This is a genomic window from Actinacidiphila sp. DG2A-62 (genome assembly GCF_035825295.1).
In the GTDB taxonomy this organism is placed as follows: domain Bacteria; phylum Actinomycetota; class Actinomycetes; order Streptomycetales; family Streptomycetaceae; genus Actinacidiphila.
Genome location: NZ_JAYMGI010000002.1, coordinates 1,610,347 through 1,626,129 on the forward strand (window position 1 = coordinate 1,610,347; position 15,783 = coordinate 1,626,129).

At 73.3% G+C, this 15,783-nt stretch carries 15 protein-coding genes and 3 pseudogenes; 11 read left to right on the forward strand and 7 right to left on the reverse strand.

Translation table 11 applies throughout. The features are described from left to right. The first annotated feature begins 15 nt into the window (after positions 1–15). The gene (locus tag VSR01_RS07185; protein WP_326453531.1) at positions 16–696 is read left to right on the forward strand and encodes a FadR/GntR family transcriptional regulator; all 681 of its coding nucleotides are present in this window, start codon (positions 16–18) and stop codon (positions 694–696) included. Positions 697–838: 142 nt separating this feature from the next. Here the strand turns inward: VSR01_RS07185 and fabI are convergent. From fabI to VSR01_RS07200, 3 genes and pseudogenes are all read right to left on the reverse strand, one after another. Next, positions 839–1,607 (reverse strand): annotated as a pseudogene (gene fabI / locus VSR01_RS07190) (enoyl-ACP reductase FabI). Between the two features lie 5 nt (positions 1,608–1,612). Continuing rightward, positions 1,613–2,332, reverse strand: a complete 720-nt coding sequence (gene fabG / locus VSR01_RS07195) for a 3-oxoacyl-[acyl-carrier-protein] reductase (protein WP_326448436.1) — start codon at positions 2,330–2,332, stop codon at positions 1,613–1,615. 155 nt (positions 2,333–2,487) lie between these two features. Then, complete coding sequence (locus VSR01_RS07200) at positions 2,488–3,381, reverse strand: lytic polysaccharide monooxygenase auxiliary activity family 9 protein (protein ID WP_326448437.1); 894 nt, start codon at positions 3,379–3,381, stop codon at positions 2,488–2,490. Positions 3,382–3,597: 216 nt separating this feature from the next. On the opposite strand from VSR01_RS07200, the gene VSR01_RS07205 reads away from it, so the two are divergent. Then, positions 3,598–5,142 carry a TldD/PmbA family protein gene (locus VSR01_RS07205; RefSeq protein ID WP_326448438.1) on the forward strand — a complete coding sequence of 515 codons (1,545 nt, stop codon included), beginning with the start codon at positions 3,598–3,600 and terminating at the stop codon, positions 5,140–5,142. Positions 5,143–5,218: 76 nt separating this feature from the next. Here the strand turns inward: VSR01_RS07205 and VSR01_RS07210 are convergent, their stop codons facing one another. Further along, positions 5,219–5,878: a hypothetical protein gene (locus VSR01_RS07210; protein WP_326448439.1), complete on the reverse strand. Its 660-nt coding sequence runs from the start codon at positions 5,876–5,878 to the stop codon at positions 5,219–5,221. Between the two features lie 81 nt (positions 5,879–5,959). Between VSR01_RS07210 and VSR01_RS07215 the strand changes: the two genes are divergently transcribed. From VSR01_RS07215 to VSR01_RS07225, 3 genes are all read left to right on the forward strand, one after another. After that, entirely contained in the window at positions 5,960–6,121 is a 162-nt protein-coding gene (locus VSR01_RS07215) for a hypothetical protein (RefSeq protein WP_326448440.1), read from the forward strand. A 119-nt stretch (positions 6,122–6,240) separates the two neighbouring features. Continuing rightward, positions 6,241–7,632 carry a metallopeptidase TldD-related protein gene (locus tag VSR01_RS07220; protein ID WP_326448441.1) on the forward strand — a complete coding sequence of 464 codons (1,392 nt, stop codon included), beginning with the start codon at positions 6,241–6,243 and terminating at the stop codon, positions 7,630–7,632. Between the two features lie 112 nt (positions 7,633–7,744). Beyond that, positions 7,745–8,302, forward strand: coding sequence for an RNA 2'-phosphotransferase (locus VSR01_RS07225; RefSeq protein ID WP_326453532.1), 558 nt, complete (start codon positions 7,745–7,747; stop codon positions 8,300–8,302). Between the two features lie 9 nt (positions 8,303–8,311). On the opposite strand, the gene VSR01_RS07230 is transcribed toward VSR01_RS07225, so the two are convergent. Then, on the reverse strand, positions 8,312–8,623 hold the full coding sequence (locus tag VSR01_RS07230) for a GlsB/YeaQ/YmgE family stress response membrane protein (protein ID WP_326448442.1): 312 nt from the start codon (positions 8,621–8,623) through the stop codon (positions 8,312–8,314). 305 nt (positions 8,624–8,928) lie between these two features. Here VSR01_RS07230 and VSR01_RS07235 point away from each other — a divergent pair, with 305 nt between their 5' ends. Next, complete coding sequence (locus VSR01_RS07235) at positions 8,929–9,285, forward strand: DUF3099 domain-containing protein (RefSeq protein WP_326448443.1); 357 nt, start codon at positions 8,929–8,931, stop codon at positions 9,283–9,285. A 197-nt stretch (positions 9,286–9,482) separates the two neighbouring features. Further along, positions 9,483–9,698, forward strand: a pseudogene (locus VSR01_RS07240) (hypothetical protein); the annotation flags it as partial. Positions 9,699–9,815: 117 nt separating this feature from the next. On the opposite strand, the gene moaA reads toward VSR01_RS07240, so the two are convergent. Beyond that, positions 9,816–10,814, reverse strand: coding sequence for a GTP 3',8-cyclase MoaA (gene moaA / locus VSR01_RS07245; protein ID WP_326448444.1), 999 nt, complete (start codon positions 10,812–10,814; stop codon positions 9,816–9,818). 270 nt (positions 10,815–11,084) lie between these two features. Continuing rightward, positions 11,085–11,177: pseudogene (locus VSR01_RS37670) on the reverse strand (sterol desaturase family protein); the annotation flags it as partial. 142 nt (positions 11,178–11,319) lie between these two features. Here VSR01_RS37670 and VSR01_RS07250 point away from each other — a divergent pair. The 4 genes from VSR01_RS07250 (at position 11,320) to VSR01_RS07265 (ending at position 15,765) form a co-directional block, all read left to right on the forward strand. Beyond that, entirely contained in the window at positions 11,320–12,354 is a 1,035-nt protein-coding gene (locus tag VSR01_RS07250; protein ID WP_326448445.1) for a DEDDh family exonuclease, read from the forward strand. A 168-nt stretch (positions 12,355–12,522) separates the two neighbouring features. Then, positions 12,523–12,774, forward strand: coding sequence for a hypothetical protein (locus tag VSR01_RS07255; protein WP_326448446.1), 252 nt, complete (start codon positions 12,523–12,525; stop codon positions 12,772–12,774). 174 nt (positions 12,775–12,948) lie between these two features. Beyond that, on the forward strand, positions 12,949–13,860 hold the full coding sequence (locus tag VSR01_RS07260; RefSeq protein ID WP_326448447.1) for an SURF1 family cytochrome oxidase biogenesis protein: 912 nt from the start codon (positions 12,949–12,951) through the stop codon (positions 13,858–13,860). A gap of 108 nt (positions 13,861–13,968) precedes the next feature. Next, positions 13,969–15,765 (forward strand): glycoside hydrolase family 15 protein, encoded by a 1,797-nt coding sequence (locus VSR01_RS07265; protein ID WP_326448448.1) that lies wholly within the window; start codon positions 13,969–13,971, stop codon positions 15,763–15,765. Positions 15,766–15,783 lie beyond the last annotated feature (18 nt).

The window sequence follows — 15,783 nt, forward strand, 5'->3', positions numbered from 1 at the left end:
AATGATGGGATGAATATGGACCGAGTGTCCCGTCCGGAGCCGCTCGCGGACCGGGTGATCACCAGGCTGCGCGCCGAGATCACCTCCGGCGCGTGGCCGGTGGGCAGCCGTATCCCCACCGAGCCCGAACTGGTCGAGCAGCTGGGTGTGGCCCGCAACACCGTCAGGGAGGCGGTCCGGGCGCTCGCGCACAACGGGCTGCTGGACATCCGGCAGGGCTCGGGCACCTACGTGGTGGCCACCAGCGAACTGGCCGGGGTGATGCAGCGCAGGTTCGCCGACGCCGAGCCGCTGCACGTCGCGGAGCTGCGCGGCTCGCTGGAGACGACCGCCGCGACGCTGGCCGCCCAGCGCCGTACCGCCGCCGAACTCGACCGGCTGGACGCGCTGCTGGAGCGGCGCGAGCGGGCCTGGGACTCCGGCGACGCGGAGTCGTTCGTGGAGGCCGACGCGACCTTGCACCTGGCGGTCGTCGCGGCCTCGCACAACGAGGTCCTCACCGCGCTCTACGCGGACCTCGGCCATGTGCTGCGCGACTACCTGCGCGCGGACGTCGGGGCCGAGCTGCGGCCCGAGGACCACCTCGACCACGCGCGCCTGGTCGCCGCGATCCGGGCGGCGGACCGCGACGCGGCCGCGGCCGAGGCGCGCGAGCACGCGTTCCACTGCCGTTTCCGGGCCGCGCGGCTGATCTGAGGGCAGCCGCCGGCGCATCGCCGCGGGGCGCGGCCGTGCCACGGCGCAGGCCTACCACCGCGCGGCCGTACCGCCTGGCGGCCTGCGCGAGAGGCCCGGCGCACCGGCGCCGGGCCTCTCGGGACGCGTGGGCGCCGGCGCGTCACGCGCCGATCGCGTGCACCCCGCCGTCGACGTGGATGATCTCGCCGGTGGTCTTGGGGAACCAGTCCGAGAGCAGGGCGACGACGCCGCGGCCGGCCTGCGGGGTCGGCCATGTCCCACTCCAGCGGCGAGCGGTGGTTCCACACGTCGGCCAGCTCGCTGAAGCCCGGGATGGACTTGGCAGCCATGGAGCCGATCGGACCCGCGGAGACCAGGTTGAAGCGGATGTTCTGCTTGCCGAGGTCCCTGGCCAGGTAGCGGTTGGTCGCCTCCAGCGCGGCCTTGGCCGGGCCCATCCAGTCGTACTGCGGCCAGGCGACCTGGGCGTCGAAGGTGAGGCCGACGACCGAGCCGCCCACGCCGTCCATCAGCGGCAGGCAGGCCATGGTGAGCGCCTTGAGCGAGTACGCCGAGACGTGCATCGCGGTGGCGACGGACTCGAACGGGGTGTTGAGGAAGTTGCCGCCCAGGGCGTCCGGCGGCGCGAAGCCGATGGAGTGGACGACGCCGTCGAGGCCGCCCAGCTCCGCCCGGACGGTCTCCTCCAGGCCCGCCAGGTGCTCGGCGTCGGTGACGTCCAGCTCGATCACCTTGACGGGCTTGGGCAGCTTCTTGGCGATGCGCTCGGTCAAAGTGGGCCGGGGGAAGGCGGTCAGGATGATCTCGGCGCCCTGCTCCTGCGCCAGCTTGGCGGTGTGGAAGGCGATCGAGGACTCCATCAGCACGCCCGTGATCAGGACGCGCTTGCCGTCGAGGATTCCGCTCATGGTGATCAGTGACCCATGCCCAATCCGCCGTCAACGGGGATGACGGCTCCAGTGATGTACGAGGCGTCGTCGGAGGCGAGGAAGCGCACGGCCGCGGCGATCTCCTCGGGCCGGGCGTAACGGCCCAGCGGCACCTGGGAGACGATGCCGGCGCGCTGCTCGTCGCTGAGCACGCGCGTCATGTCGGTGTCCACGAAGCCGGGCGCGACGACGTTGAAGGTGATGTTGCGGGAGCCCAGCTCGCGCGCGAGGGAGCGGGCGAAGCCGATCAGGCCGGCCTTGGAGGCGGCGTAGTTGGCCTGTCCCGCCGAGCCCAGCAGGCCGACCACGGACGAGATCAGCACGACGCGGCCCTTCTTGGCGCGCAGCATGCCGCGGTTGGCCCGCTTCACCACCCGGAAGGTGCCGGTGAGGTTGGTGTCGAGGACGGCGGTGAAGTCCTCCTCGCCCATCCGCATCAGGAGCTGGTCGCGGGTGATGCCGGCGTTGGCGACGAGGACCTCGACGGCGCCGTGCGCGGCCTCGATCTCCTTGTACGCCTGCTCCACCTGCTCGGCGTCGGTGATGTCGCAGCGCACGGCGAGCACGCCCAGCGCGACGAGGTCGGCCGGGGGCTCGCCCGAGCGGTAGGTGACGGCGACCTTGTCGCCCGCGTCGGCGAACGCACGGGCGATGGCGAGGCCGATGCCACGGTTTCCTCCGGTGACGAGAACCGAGCGGCTCAACGGATCACCCTTTCCTAGACGGTCGTGACCTAGGAAAAGCTATCGGTCCCGGTCTCTCCGCGGGGAATCGGCATCGACAGGGCGACCGGTGGGTCCCTGTCGGTTTCCTACAGGAACCCACTGGTCGCGGGGCCCGCGCGCGGCGCGGGGCGGTGTCAGCCGCGGCTGCGGGTGGTGGTCCTGCGGCGGCTCCAGAGCAGCAGGCCGACGGCGCCGGAGGCGAGCACCGCGCTGCCGGACAGCGCTTCGGTCAGCGTGCCCGACGGGCTGCTGTCCGCGACCGGCGCGGCGGCGATCGGCTCGGTGCCGCCGTGGCCGTGGTGGCTGACGGTGGACCTGGCCGCTCCCGCCTCGATCTGCGCGTCGGTGGGCGCCTCGGCGATGTCGGCGGTGGCCGCGCGCGCGGCCTGCGCGCTCTGGCCGTAGACGACGTCGGCGCAGCCGTAGAACGCCTCGGGGCTGTCGGTGCGCTGCCACACCTGGTAGATGAGCTGCCGGCCGGTCCTGGCGGGCAGGGTCGCGTCGAAGGTGTAGTAGCCGGGCGAACTGGCGGCGGTGGTGTAGGTGGCGATCGGGGTGTCGTCCAGGTCGGACCACTTCAGCGGCTTGGTGGGGTCGTACCCCTGCTTGGTGATGTAGAGCGTCATGACGCCGCGGTGCGGTGCGGTGACCTTGAACTGCACGGTGGTCTGGCCCGCGGTGACCGGGGTGGCGGGCCAGTCGGTGCGCGCCCAGTCCAGCGCCCGGTACTTGTCGCGGTTGGCCGAGCAGAGGTGGCCGTCGGGGATGATCTGGCGGCTCTGGCCGTTGGCGTCGGGGATGTTGACCTCGTTCCAGTCGTACAGCGGCTGGGTGCCGCTGTCGGCGACGAGGTCCTTGCACACCTGCGACACCGGGTGCTCGGGGCCTTCTGCGAAGCAGGCGGAGATCCTGCTGACCGGGGTGTCGAGGGCTCCGTGGGCGCTGGCCGGGACGGCGGTGAGCGCACCGGCGGCGAACGCGGCGGCGCCCGCCGCCCCGATGGCGGCGGCCTTGCGACGTGCTGACATGTGGGGGGCTCCTTGTCGCTTGCGTGAGTGGGCGATGCTGACAGGAGAGGGCGGTTGTCATGAGCATAGAATTGGTCTGGACCAGGCTCAAGGGGCGCGGACGTATCCCGGAAACAGGTTCGGGACGGGTTGTCCACAGGCACGGGCAAATGACCGGGCGGACGGTCGGCGGGACGTGATTCACTGCGAAGCACGGAGAGCGAAGGGGAGTTCGTCGTGGGTCACGAGGTCGATCAGTCATTCCTGGCGTTGCCGCTGCGGGCGCTCGCCGATGCCGCGCTGGCCAGGGCCCGGGCGCTGGGGGCCGAGCACGCCGACTTCCGCCTGGAGCGGGTGCGCAGCGCGTCCTGGCGGCTGCGGGACGCCCGCCCGGCCGGCAGTTCCGACACCACCGACCTGGGCTTCGCGGTGCGCGTGGTGCACGGCGGCGCCTGGGGCTTCGCCTCCGGCGTCGATCTGACGATGGACGCGGCGGCGAAGGTCGCGGCGCGGGCGGTGGCGATGGCCAAGCTGTCGGCGACGGTGGCCGCGGCTGCCGGACCGGACGGCCCGGGGCCGGTCGAGCTGGCTCCCGAGCCCGTGCACGCCGACCGCACATGGGTCTCGTCGTACGAGATCAACCCCTTCGACGTGCCGGACGCGGAGAAGACCGGGTTGCTCGCCGAGTGGAGCGCCGGGCTGCTGGCCGCCGAGGGCGTCTCGCACGCGGACGCCTCGCTGATGACCGTGCAGGAGAACAAGTTCTACGCCGACACCGCCGGCACCTCGACCACACAGCAGCGGGTCCGGCTGCAGTCCCAGCTGACCGCGGTCTCGGTGGACCCCGAGACCGGCGAGTTCGACTCGATGCGCACGCTGGCCCCGCCGGTCGGCCGCGGCTGGGAGTATCTGGCGCCCACCGGCTCCCCCGGCCGCTGGGACTGGGAGCGCGAACTGGCCGAGCTGCCGGCCCTGCTCGCCGAGAAGCTGCGCGCCCCTTCGGTGGAGCCGGGGGCGTACGACCTGGTGGTCGACCCGTCCAACCTGTGGCTGACCATCCACGAGTCGATCGGCCACGCCACCGAGCTGGACCGCGCGCTGGGCTACGAAGCCGCTTACGCCGGCACCTCGTTCGCCACCTTCGACCAGCTCGGCACGCTGCGCTACGGCTCCCCGCTGATGAACGTCACCGGCGACCGCACCGCCGAACACGGCCTGTCCACCGTGGGCTTCGACGACGAGGGGGTGGCCGGCCAGTCCTGGGACCTGATCAAGGACGGCGTCCTGGTCGGCTACCAGCTCGACCGCAGGATGGCCCGCCTCACCGGCTTCGACCGCTCCAACGGTTGCGCCTTCGCCGACTCCCCCGGCAACGTCCCGGTCCAGCGCATGGCCAACGTCTCGCTGCAGCCCGCCCCCGACGGCCCCGGCACGGACGAGCTGATCGCGGGCGTCGACCGCGGCATCTACATCGTCGGCGACCGCTCCTGGTCCATCGACATGCAGCGCTACAACTTCCAGTTCACCGGACAGCGGGCCTACGCCATCCGCGGCGGCAAGCTCGCCGGCCAGCTCAAGGACTTCGCGTACCAGGCCACCACCACCGACTTCTGGGGCTCCATGGAAGCGGTCGGCGGCCCCGACACCTACGTCCTCGGAGGCGCCTTCAACTGCGGCAAAGCCCAACCCGGCCAGGTCGCCGCCGTCTCCCACGGCTGCCCCGCCGCCCTCTTCCGCGACGTCAACATCCTCAACACCACATCAGAATCCGGCCGCGCCTGACACCTTCTTCGATCATGTCGCCCGTCCCCGGAAGCCCGCAGGAGGTCGGCACGGCGTACCCGCGGTGAGTGCCGGGCTATGACGGTGAGGGACGTGCCGGCTTGCCCCAGCTGGGCTTCCACGTGGCGGTCTCGCAGCGTATGGCGGTCGGCTTGGAGTAGCCGGTCTCGGTGCGGAACTCGGTGTAGAAGCAGTAGCGCTGGCCCGGCCACAGCTCGTCGACGCTCAGCCGGACGATCCGGGGCTGGGCGTCGTCGCGGGGACCGAAGTGGTACCAGTTCCAGCACTCTCCCGTGGCGGCCGCGGGCTGGGTGTGGTCGATGAAGTCGTCGTTGGGGTCGGCCTGGCCGTACACGCCCTCCATCGCGATGGCGCTCTGGTGGATGGGTATCGGGTTGATCCAGGTCAGGGTGAGGTCGACCCGGCCCGGAAGGTCGCGGCTCGGGGTGAACGCGAAGTCCGCGAGGGGCGGTGCGGCCAGCGGCGACTCCCGCTCCAGTACGCCGTGGGCCTTGTCGAAGACCCGGGCGCACGCGAGCGGCGCGATCGTCTGCGACCCGCCGCCCGTACGGTCCTTCAACACCGTGATCAGCACGGTGGCCCCGACGGCGAGACAGACCAGGGCGATGACGACGTTCCTGGCCATGTTCGCGGGCGGACTCAGCCAGCCGATGAAGGTGCTGGCGGCGAGCCCGAAGAGGAGCAGGCCTATGTCGAGCCAGGCGGACGACGTCACTCGGCCATCATCCCCCACGCCATGCGCCGGAAAGGCCCGGACGACCCGACAGACCCCGGCCGCCCGTCGGGCAGAACGCCGATGCGTGAGCACGTCCGCCACACGGACGTCTTCAGCGCTTCGCCGGTGCGCCCGGCGGCGGTCCGCAGGGGCGCGCTCACCGTCGAGGAGCACCTCGCCGCGCTCGTGTCCCCGCCCCGGCTGCTGCGCGGTGCGACCGGCCCGGCTCCCGCGCGCGAATAATCGGCTCGCCGGCGTCCGGGCGATCGGTAGGCTCGGCTTCGGCCAGGGGCGGCGGCCGGGGCGACCGGTGCGGCCCGTCCGGGCCCGGGCAGTTCCCACACCACGCAGGAGGCGCGTCGATGAGCAGCCGGTCCAAGCCGCACGAGATCGTCGAGCGCGCGCTGGCGCTGTCCCGGGCGGACGGCTGCGTGGTGATCGCCGACGAGAACTCCAGCGCGAACCTGCGCTGGGCGGGGAACGCGCTGACCACCAACGGCGTGACCCGCGGCCGCAACCTCACCGTCGTGGCCACGGTGGACGGCGCGCAGGGGACCGCCTCCGGCGTGGTGTCGCGGGCCGCGGTGACCGAGGACGACCTGGAGCCGCTGGTGCGCGCCGCCGAGGCCGCCGCACGCGAGGCCGGGCCCGCCGAGGACGCGCAGCCGCTGGTGGCGGCGCGGCCGGCCGACGCGGCGTTCACCGAACCGCCGGCCGAGACCGGGCCCGAGGTCTTCGCCGACTTCGCCCCCGCGCTGGGCGAGGCGTTCGGCGCCGCCCGGGCCGGCGGACGCGAGCTGTACGGCTTCGCCTACCACGCGCTGACCTCCACCTACCTGGGCACCTCGACCGGGCTGCGGCTGCGCCACGACCAGCCGACCGGCACCCTTGAGGTCAACGCGAAGTCCCCGGACCGGACCAAGTCCGCCTGGGCCGGGGCCTCCACCCGGGACTTCCGGGACGTCGACCCGCTGGCGATGGACGCCGACCTGGCCCGCCGGCTGGCCTGGGCCGAGCGGAAGGTCGAGCTGCCCGCGGGACGGTACGAGACGCTGCTGCCGCCCAGCGCGGTCGCGGACCTGATGGTCTACCAGCTGTGGTCGTCCGGCGCCCGGGACGCCGCCGAGGGCCGTACGGTCTTCAGCCGGCCCGGCGGCAGGACCAGGGTCGGCGAGAAGCTGGCGTCCCTGCCGCTGACGCTGCGCAGCGACCCGGCCGAGCCCGGTCTGGAGTCGGCGCCGTTCGCCCTCGCGCACTCCTCGGGCGACGACACGTCGGTGTTCGACAACGGTCTGCCGGTCGGCCCAGTCGACTGGCTGTGCGACGGCGTGCTCACGAGCCTGGTGACCAGCCGGCACACCGCCGCGCTCACCGGGCTGCCGGTCGCGCCGAGCGGCGGCAACCTGGTCTTGGAGGGCGGCGGCGAGCAGTCGCTGGACGAGATGGTCGCCGGCACCGGCCGCGGGCTGCTGCTGACCTGCCTGTGGTACATCCGCGAGGTCGACCCGGCCACGCTGCTGCTCACCGGCCTGACCAGGGACGGCGTGTACCTGGTGGAGGACGGCGAGGTGACCGGCGAGGTCAACAACTTCCGGTTCAACGAGTCGCCGGTCGACCTGCTGGGCCGCGCCGCCGAGGCCGGCCGCACCGAGCGGACGCTGCCGCGGGAGTGGAGCGACTGGTTCACCCGGGCTGCGGCGCCGGCGCTGCGCATCCCGGACTTCAACATGAGTTCGGTCAGCCGAGGAGTCTGACCGGCAGCACGATGTGGCCGGCGCCATGATCGACCGGCAGCACGATCAGCCGGCAGCACGATCAGCCAGCAGCAGATCAGCCGGCAGCACGGTCGACCGGAAGCGGGGGGACATGCTCGACGAGAAGGCCGCGGTCAGGATCTCGAGGTTCCTGTCGCTCGTGCTGCGGCACCAGCCGGAGGCGGTCGGCCTGGTGCTGGACGAGGGCGGCTGGGTGGACGTGGACCGGCTGATCGCCGCGTGCGCCGCCAAGGGCCGCCGGTTCTCGCGGGCCGACCTCGACCACGTGGTGGCGACGAACAGCAAGAAGCGGTTCGCCTACTCGGCCGACGGCCGCCGCATCCGCGCCAGCCAGGGCCACTCGGTCGCGGTCGAACTCGGCCTCGAACCGGCCGCACCGCCGGACGTGCTCTACCACGGCACCGCGGCGGCCACGCTGCCGCTGATCCTGCGCGACGGGCTGCGCCCGATGGCGCGGCAGCACGTGCACCTGTCGGTGGACGTGGCGACGGCCGTGCGCGTGGGCTCGCGGCACGGCCGTCCGGTGGTCCTCGCGGTGGACGCGGCGGGGCTGGCCGCCGCCGGCCACGTCTTCCGGGTCAGCGCCAACGGGGTCTGGCTGACCGACGCCGTCCCGCCGGACCGGCTGCGCCCGCTCCCCCGCGACTGACGCGCGGGATCAGACGCGGCTGGACCGTCCGGCCGTGGGCGTGGCGCTGCCGCCGGACTTCCGCCCCTTGTACGCCCGCCACAGGGCGTCGCAGATGGCGACCAGCACGATGGCGCCGATGAGTTGGAGTACGTGCCGGGTCCAGTCGAAGCCCCTGGTGTCGCGCACGCCGAGCCAGCTGGACACGCCGTTGCCGAGGGCGCCGCCGCCCATACCGGCCAGGACGGTCAGCCACAGCGGGAGGGTCTGCTTGCCCGGCAGGATCGCCTTGGCGATCAGACCCAGCACGAGACCGACGATGATCGCCCACAACCAACCCATGTCTCTCGCCTCCTCGTGACCGGTGCGAGCACGCCCGGTCGTCGTCCCGCCAGTCTGTGGCCGGTCGGGTGACCCCGCACGCCGGGAGCGGACGGGCCGAGAAGCGGGGCACGGGGAGGGCCCGGGCGCGGGAGACGCGCTCCGGCGGCGCGGACACGGCGGAATCCGCACGGACGGCGCACCCTGCCCTGCTCCCGCGGGCCCGGGCGGCGTACCGTGGGAGGCATCCGGGCCGCAGGCGCCGCGACCGGTGACCGGCGGGCTCCGGCGGGTTCCGGCGAGGCGATCGGGCGGTGGGAAACGGGATGCGTAGGCAGGGCGGTCCAGAGGTCTTCCAGATCACGGGAGCGCGGACCGGGCTGAAGGAGGACGTCCGCGGTCGGCAACGCCGCTACATCATCTCGATGTCCATCCGCACACTCTCGGTGATCCTGACCGTGGTGCTGTGGAACGTGGAGCGCCCGCTCGCCTGGGCCATGCTGGTGCTCGGCGCACTGCTGCCGTACGTCGCGGTGGTCTACGCCAACGCAGGTCGGGAGAACACCCCCAGGCCGCCGACCTCCACCTACGTGCCGCCGCCCTCGCGTCCTGCACTGGAGCCCTCGTCGATCGAGTCGGCGGCGGACAGGGCGCCCGTACAGGAGCCCAAGGCAACATCATAGGTATAGACCTGTGAAAGCGGAGTGCGAAACCTCAAGAAAAGCTCAGATCAATCATGGAATTCCCCCTCCACGGGGCCCTGGGCGCGTGACATACTTCGTGTGCGCTCCGCATCCCCCGTCGGAGCGACGGACCGACGCCGGGCGGCTCCCCCGTGGCTGCCCGGCGTCGCCATGTGCGCGTTCGGTTTACTGGGACCGTGAACGACGAGACGCCGATCTGCTCGGCCAAGCTGTGCCGCGCCCCCGCCCAGTGGGTGCTGGCCTGGAACAACCCCAAGCTGCACACGCCGGACCGGCGCAAGACCTGGCTGGCCTGCGAGGAGCACCGCGAGCACCTGTCGCAGTTCCTGGGGATCCGCGGCTTCCTCAAGGACGTGGTGCCGCTGGCTCAGTGGCGGGCGTCGGAGGCGGCGGGACACTCCCCCGGATCGGCCGCCGGACCGGCCGCCGGCACGGCCCCCGGCACACACGCCGGTACGGACTCCGGTACGGACCGGGGCGCGGATCGCGGGACGGACTCCGGCGCGGGCTCAGCCGCCGATCGCTGACATCGGCCGCTGCGGCTGGAGGAACGCCGGGTCGTCCAGCCCCGAGCCGGCCTTCTTGCCCCACATGGCCGCCCGCCACAGCTCGGCGATCCGCGCGTCCGGCGCACCGGAGCGCAGCGCGCCGCGCAGGTCGGACTCCTCGCGTGCGAACAGGCAGTTGCGCACCTGGCCGTCGGCGGTCAGCCGGGTACGGTCGCAGGCCCGGCAGAACGGCCGGGTCACCGAGGCGATCACCCCGACGCGGGCGGGGCCGCCGTCCACCAGCCAGCGTTCGGCCGGTGCGGAGCCGCGGGCGCCGTCCTCTTCCGGTGTCAGGGAGTAGCGGGCGGACAGCGCGGCGAGGATCTCCTCGGCGGTCACCATGTCGGCGCGCTGCCAGCCGTGCTGGGCGTCCAGCGGCATCTGCTCGATGAAGCGCAGTTCGTAGCCGTGCTCCAGGGCCCAGGCGAGCAGGTCGGGGGCCTCGTCGTCGTTGAGGCCGCGCATCAGGACGGTGTTGACCTTGACCGGGGCCAGGCCGGCCGCCGAGGCCGCGGCCAGGCCCTCGACGACGTCGTGGTGGCGGTTGCGCCGGGTCAGCCGGTGGAAGACGTCGGGGCGCAGCGTGTCCAGCGAGACGTTGACGCGGTCCAGGCCGGCGGCGCGCAGCGCGTCGGCGGTCCTGCCGAGGCCGATGCCGTTGGTGGTGAGGGAGATCCTCGGGCGCGGGTCGAGCGCGGCGCAGCGCTCGACGATGCCGACGAGGCCGGGGCGCAGCAGCGGCTCGCCGCCGGTGAAGCGCACGTCGCGGACCCCGAGTTCGGTGACCGCGATCCGCACCAGGCGGACGATCTCGTCGTCGTCGAGCAGGTCGGGCCGGGCCAGCCACTGCAGGCCCTCCTCGGGCATGCAGTACGTGCAGCGCAGGTTGCACCGGTCGGTGAGGGAGACGCGCAGGTCGGTGGCCACGCGGCCGTACGAGTCGATGAGCGCGGACGTCATCGGGGTGGGCTCCCTCCTGGCGCCGGTGGGCGCCTCCGCCTTCCACACTAGGCGCTGCGCCGGCGAGCGGGGGTGGGGCGGTGTTCGCCGCAGCGTACGCGATCTGGGGCGATCGCAACAGTTTGTTGAAGGGTGTGGGTTCGCGCTGCAAGGGGCGGGGATGCGCCGTAGGCCCGCGGGCTTCGCTCCGGTCGGCCGCCCGGTGGGTGGCTTGTCGCGCGCACGCGGCGCCAGCCGCATATCCGGCGCAGCCCCGCGCCCCTGTCAGGGCTCGGCGCGCAGGCGGTAGCTGACCATCTCGACCACGGTGAGCAGCACGAAGGCGGGGACCGACCACAGCACGACATCGGGGAGTTCTGGCACGTCCGCACCATAGGGGCCGCAACCGGTCGTCGAACAGACGGTGTTACCGACAAGTAAGGAACACTGTCCGGCCACCTCCACGCATGTCCGGCCGAGCGGGACGGCGATGGGCTGTCGGCCGCGCCCCGTATCCTCAATGACCATGCCGGACAACGTGACCGAGTTCCCGCCCGCGGCCCCGTGGCCGTCGGGGTACCCCGAGGGCTACGCCGTGGTCGACGTGGAGACCACGGGACTCGGCAGGGACGACCGGATAGTGTCCGCGGCCGTCTACCGGCTGGACGCGCGCGGCGAGGTCCAGGACCACTGGTACTCGCCGGTGAATCCCGAGCGCGACCCCGGCCCGGTCTGGATCCACGGTTTGACGTCGGCTCAGCTCGCCGACGCCCCGCTGTTCGCCGACATCGCCCCCGCGCTGGCCGAGCGCCTCGCCGGCCGCGTGCTGGTCGCGCACAACGCGGTCTTCGACTGGTCGATGCTGGCCCGCGAGTACGCCAGGGCCCGGTCCGCCGCCCCGGTCGAGCAGCGGCTGTGCACGATCGTGCTGGCCAAGACGCTGCGGCTGCCGCTGGCCAACCACAAGCTGGAGACGCTCGCCGCGCACTACGGGGTGGTGCAGCGCCGGGCGCACCACGCGCTGGACGACGCGCGGGTGCTCGCCGAGACCTTCCGGCCGAGCCTGCACCTGGCAGCGCGCGAGGAACTGCCGCTGCCGCTGCACGCCTGCCGCCCGCTCACCGAGTGGCCCGACGCGCCCGCCGCCGCGGCGGCCTCCCCCGCCGGCTCCGGGCCGTCCGTCCCCGCGCCCCGCTACGGGCGGCTGTACGGCTCGGGCTACGGCTCGGGAGGCTGGCGGCCGGCCCGCAAGCGACCGCCGTGCCCGTACCCCAACCCGGGGCGGCTGGCGCCGGGCGGGCCGCTGGTGCAGGGCATGCGGGTGGCGTTCTCCGGCGACACCGGCATCGACCGGGAGCTGCTGGAGGACCGGGCCACCGACGCGGGGCTGCACGTCGCGTCCTCGGTGAGCCGGCTGACCAGCCTGCTCGTCACCAACGACCCGGACGCGTACACCACCAAGGCCGCCAAGGCGCGCGAGGTGGGCACGCCGGTGGTCGACGAGCGGACCTTCGCGGAGCTGCTGAAGGCCGTGGTGCCCGCGGCGGGCGTGCACGGCTGAGCCCCGCGGGTCCGCCGGCCACGCCCGCCGGTCGACGCCTGCTCGGCCCCGGTCGGCGTCCACCGGGCCCGCCGCCGACCGCCGCGGGTCCGGCCATTCGGGTGGCAGCCGGGCGTCCGCCAGGGCGGCGCGTTGCTCCGCGCCGCCGCGGCCCGCAGCCTGTGCCTCATGGCGCGATGCGAAGTGTGCGGAAACGACTATGCGATGAGCTTCGAAGTCCACGCCCAGGGGGCGGTGCACGTCTTCGACAGCTTCGAGTGCGCGATCCACCGGATGGCTCCGATCTGCGAGCACTGCCGGGTGCAGATCGTCGGGCACGGCGTCCAGGTGGACGGCCGCTTCTACTGCTGCGCGCACTGCGCGTCGGCGGAGGGCCACCGCGGCATCGTGGACCGCGTGGACTCGACCGTCGGGGCGTAGCGCGCGACGAGGGCCCCGGGCCCGTGGGACGCGACGCGGGCCCCGGGCCCGTGGGGCGCGACGCGGGCCCCGGGCCCGTGGGGCGCGACGCGGGCGCCGGCCGGTAGCCGCGGGTCCGCCGGGCGGCGCACCCCCTGCCGTCGACGCCCGGCGGACGAGTTGTACCGTCGTGGGGTGTACCGCTTCCTGTTGTCCCGCCAGTGGGTGTTCCTCACCCTGCTCGGGCTGGTGATGATCCCGGTCATGATTCGGCTGGGCTACTGGCAGCTCCATCGCCACGAGCACAAGGTGGCGAACAACAGGATCATCGCCGCCGCGCTCAAGGCCCCGCCGGTCCCGGTGGAGTCCGTGACGCACCCGGGCTTCGACGTACCGCACAAGGACCTGTACAAGTCCGTGTCGGCGCGCGGCCACTTCGACACCGCCCACGAGGTCGTCGCCCGGCACCGCACCGCGGGCAACGGCGGCACCGAGGACGACGCGGGCGGCCAGCAGATCGGCTACCACGTCATCACGCCGTTCGTGATGGACGACGGCCGGGCGGTGCTGGTGAACCGCGGCTGGATCGAGGGGCCCGACGACCCGACGGCGTTCCCGAAGATCCCCAAGCCGCCCTCCGGCGAGGTGACCGTGATCGGGCGGCTGCGCCCGGACGAGACCACCTCGGCGACCGGCATCCGCGACCGCAAGGGCCTGCCGCCGCGGCAGATCATGCTGATCAACAGCACCATGCTGGGCAAGGACATGCCCGAGCCGCTGGTCGGCGGCTACATGGAGATGGTCTCGCTCTCCCCCGGCGGCACGCCGTCCTCGCCCGCGCTGGTGCCCGAGCCCAACCACACCGACATCGGCCCGCACCTCGCCTACGCCATCCAGTGGTGGCTGTTCTCGGCGATGGTCCCGGTCGGCTGGGTGGTGCTGCTGCGCCGCGAGCGCGCCGACATCCTGGCCAAGCGCGCGGCGGCGGCGCAGGCCGCCGCGGACGGCGGCGGTGACGGCGGTGACGGCGACGGGGACGGCAGTGACGAGGGCGACGGCGGCGACCGCCCCCGCCCGGCCGAGGGAAACGCTACGGTCGCGGTCTGAGGACCGCGCCGCCCGGGGCGCCTTCGTCGAGCCGCCCCCAACACCAGCCGAGACACCGAGCGGCCCGCGCCGAGCGCGCGCGGCGACCGCGGACGGGGGGACGGGAACGTGCCAGGACTGATCGAGGACTACGCGCTGATCGGCGACCTGCAGACCGCGGCGCTGGTGGGCAGGGACGGCTCCATCGACTGGCTGTGCCTGCCCCGCTTCGACTCCGCGGCGGTCTTCGCCGCGCTGCTCGGCGACCGCGACAACGGCCGCTGGCGGCTGGCCCCGGTCGACTCCGCCGAGTGCGGCAGCCGCGCCTACCGCGGTGACACGCTGGTCCTGGACACCGTCTGGGAGACGCCGACCGGCACCGTGAAGGTCACCGACTTCATGCCGCAGCGCGACAAGGCGCCCGACGTGATCCGCATCGTCGAGGGCGTCTCCGGCGAGGTCGCGATGCGCAGCGAGCTGACGCTGCGGTTCGACTACGGCACGGTGGTGCCGTGGGTGCGCCGCACCGACCACCACCGGGTGGCCGTCGCCGGGCCCGACTCGGTGTGGCTGCGCAGCGAGCCGCCGCTGCCGATGTACGGCAAGGACATGCGCACCTACGGCGACTTCACCGTCGCCGCGGGCGAGCGGATCGCCTTCGTGCTGACCTGGCACCCCTCGCACGAGCGGCAGCCGCGCCGGGTCGAGCCGTTCCGGGCGCTGGAGCAGAGCCTCGCGGACTGGTCGCAGTGGTCGGACCGGTGCCGGTACGACGGGCCGTGGCGGGGCGCGGTGCTGCGCTCGCTGATCACCCTGAAGGCCCTCACCTACGCGCCCAGCGGCGGCATCGCGGCCGCCGCGACGACCTCACTGCCCGAGGAGATCGGCGGGGTGCGCAACTGGGACTACCGCTACTGCTGGCTGCGGGACGCGGCGCTCACCCTCAACGCCCTCGTCTCCGGCGGCTATCTGGACGAGGCGAAGGCGTGGCGCGACTGGCTGCTGCGGGCGGTCGCGGGCGACCCGGCGGATCTGCAGATCATGTACGGCATCGCGGGTGAGCGGCGGCTGCCGGAGTACGAGGTGCCGTGGCTGAAGGGCTACGAGGGCTCGGCCCCGGTGCGGGTCGGCAACGCGGCGGCCGGCCAGCTCCAGCTGGACGTCTACGGCGAGGTGCTCGACTCCCTGTTCCTCGCCAGGGAGCGCGGCCTGGACGACGAGACGCACGCCTGGAACCTCCAGCGGGCGCTGATGGACTTCCTGGAGTCCAAGTGGCACGAGCCGGACGAGGGGCTGTGGGAGGTGCGCGGGCCGCGCCGGCACTTCGTGCACTCCAAGGTGATGGCGTGGGTCGCGGCCGACCGCGCGGTGCGCACCGTGGAGGCGCGGCCGCGGCTGAAGGGCGACGCGGCCCGCTGGCGCTCGATGCGCGCCCAGGTGCACGCCGAGGTGTGCGAGAAGGGCTACGACCCGCACCGCAACACCTTCACCCAGTCCTACGGCTCCGCGGAACTGGACGCGGCGACGCTGCTGATACCGCAGGTGGGCTTCCTGCCGCCGACCGACAAGCGGGTGGTCGGCACGGTGGAGGCGGTGCGCCGGGAGCTGGACCACGGCGGCTTCGTGCGCCGCTACACCCCCGACTCCGGGTCGGTGGACGGCCTGCCCGGCAGCGAAGGCGCCTTCCTGGCCTGCTCGTTCTGGCTGGCCGACGCCCTGCACACCACCGGGCGGACCGAGGAGGCGGCCACGCTGTTCGAGAAGCTGCTGGGGCTGCGCAACGACGTCGGTCTGCTGGCCGAGGAGTGGGACCCGGTGGCCGGGCGGCTGCTGGGCAACTTCCCGCAGGCGTTCAGCCACATCGGACTGGTCAACACGGCGCTCACGCTGTCCGGGGCGCAGCACGGCCTGGGCGGCGCCGGCTGACGCCCGCGTCCGGCCCCG

Excerpts from the sequence above, each read along its gene's own strand:
- VSR01_RS07220 (WP_326448441.1), top strand. The coding sequence starts at position 6,241 with ATGAGCAGCCGGTCCAAGCCGCACGAGATCGTCGAGCGCGCGCTGGCG.
- VSR01_RS07255 (WP_326448446.1), top strand. The coding sequence starts at position 12,523 with ATGGCGCGATGCGAAGTGTGCGGAAACGACTATGCGATGAGCTTCGAA.
- moaA (WP_326448444.1), bottom strand. The coding sequence starts at position 10,814 with ATGACGTCCGCGCTCATCGACTCGTACGGCCGCGTGGCCACCGACCTG.
- VSR01_RS07230 (WP_326448442.1), bottom strand. The coding sequence starts at position 8,623 with ATGGGTTGGTTGTGGGCGATCATCGTCGGTCTCGTGCTGGGTCTGATC.
- VSR01_RS07215 (WP_326448440.1), top strand. The coding sequence starts at position 5,960 with ATGCGTGAGCACGTCCGCCACACGGACGTCTTCAGCGCTTCGCCGGTG.
- VSR01_RS07225 (WP_326453532.1), top strand. The coding sequence starts at position 7,745 with ATGCTCGACGAGAAGGCCGCGGTCAGGATCTCGAGGTTCCTGTCGCTC.
- VSR01_RS07235 (WP_326448443.1), top strand. The coding sequence starts at position 8,929 with ATGCGTAGGCAGGGCGGTCCAGAGGTCTTCCAGATCACGGGAGCGCGG.
- VSR01_RS07200 (WP_326448437.1), bottom strand. The coding sequence starts at position 3,381 with ATGTCAGCACGTCGCAAGGCCGCCGCCATCGGGGCGGCGGGCGCCGCC.
- VSR01_RS07185 (WP_326453531.1), top strand. The coding sequence starts at position 16 with ATGGACCGAGTGTCCCGTCCGGAGCCGCTCGCGGACCGGGTGATCACC.
- VSR01_RS07250 (WP_326448445.1), top strand. The coding sequence starts at position 11,320 with ATGCCGGACAACGTGACCGAGTTCCCGCCCGCGGCCCCGTGGCCGTCG.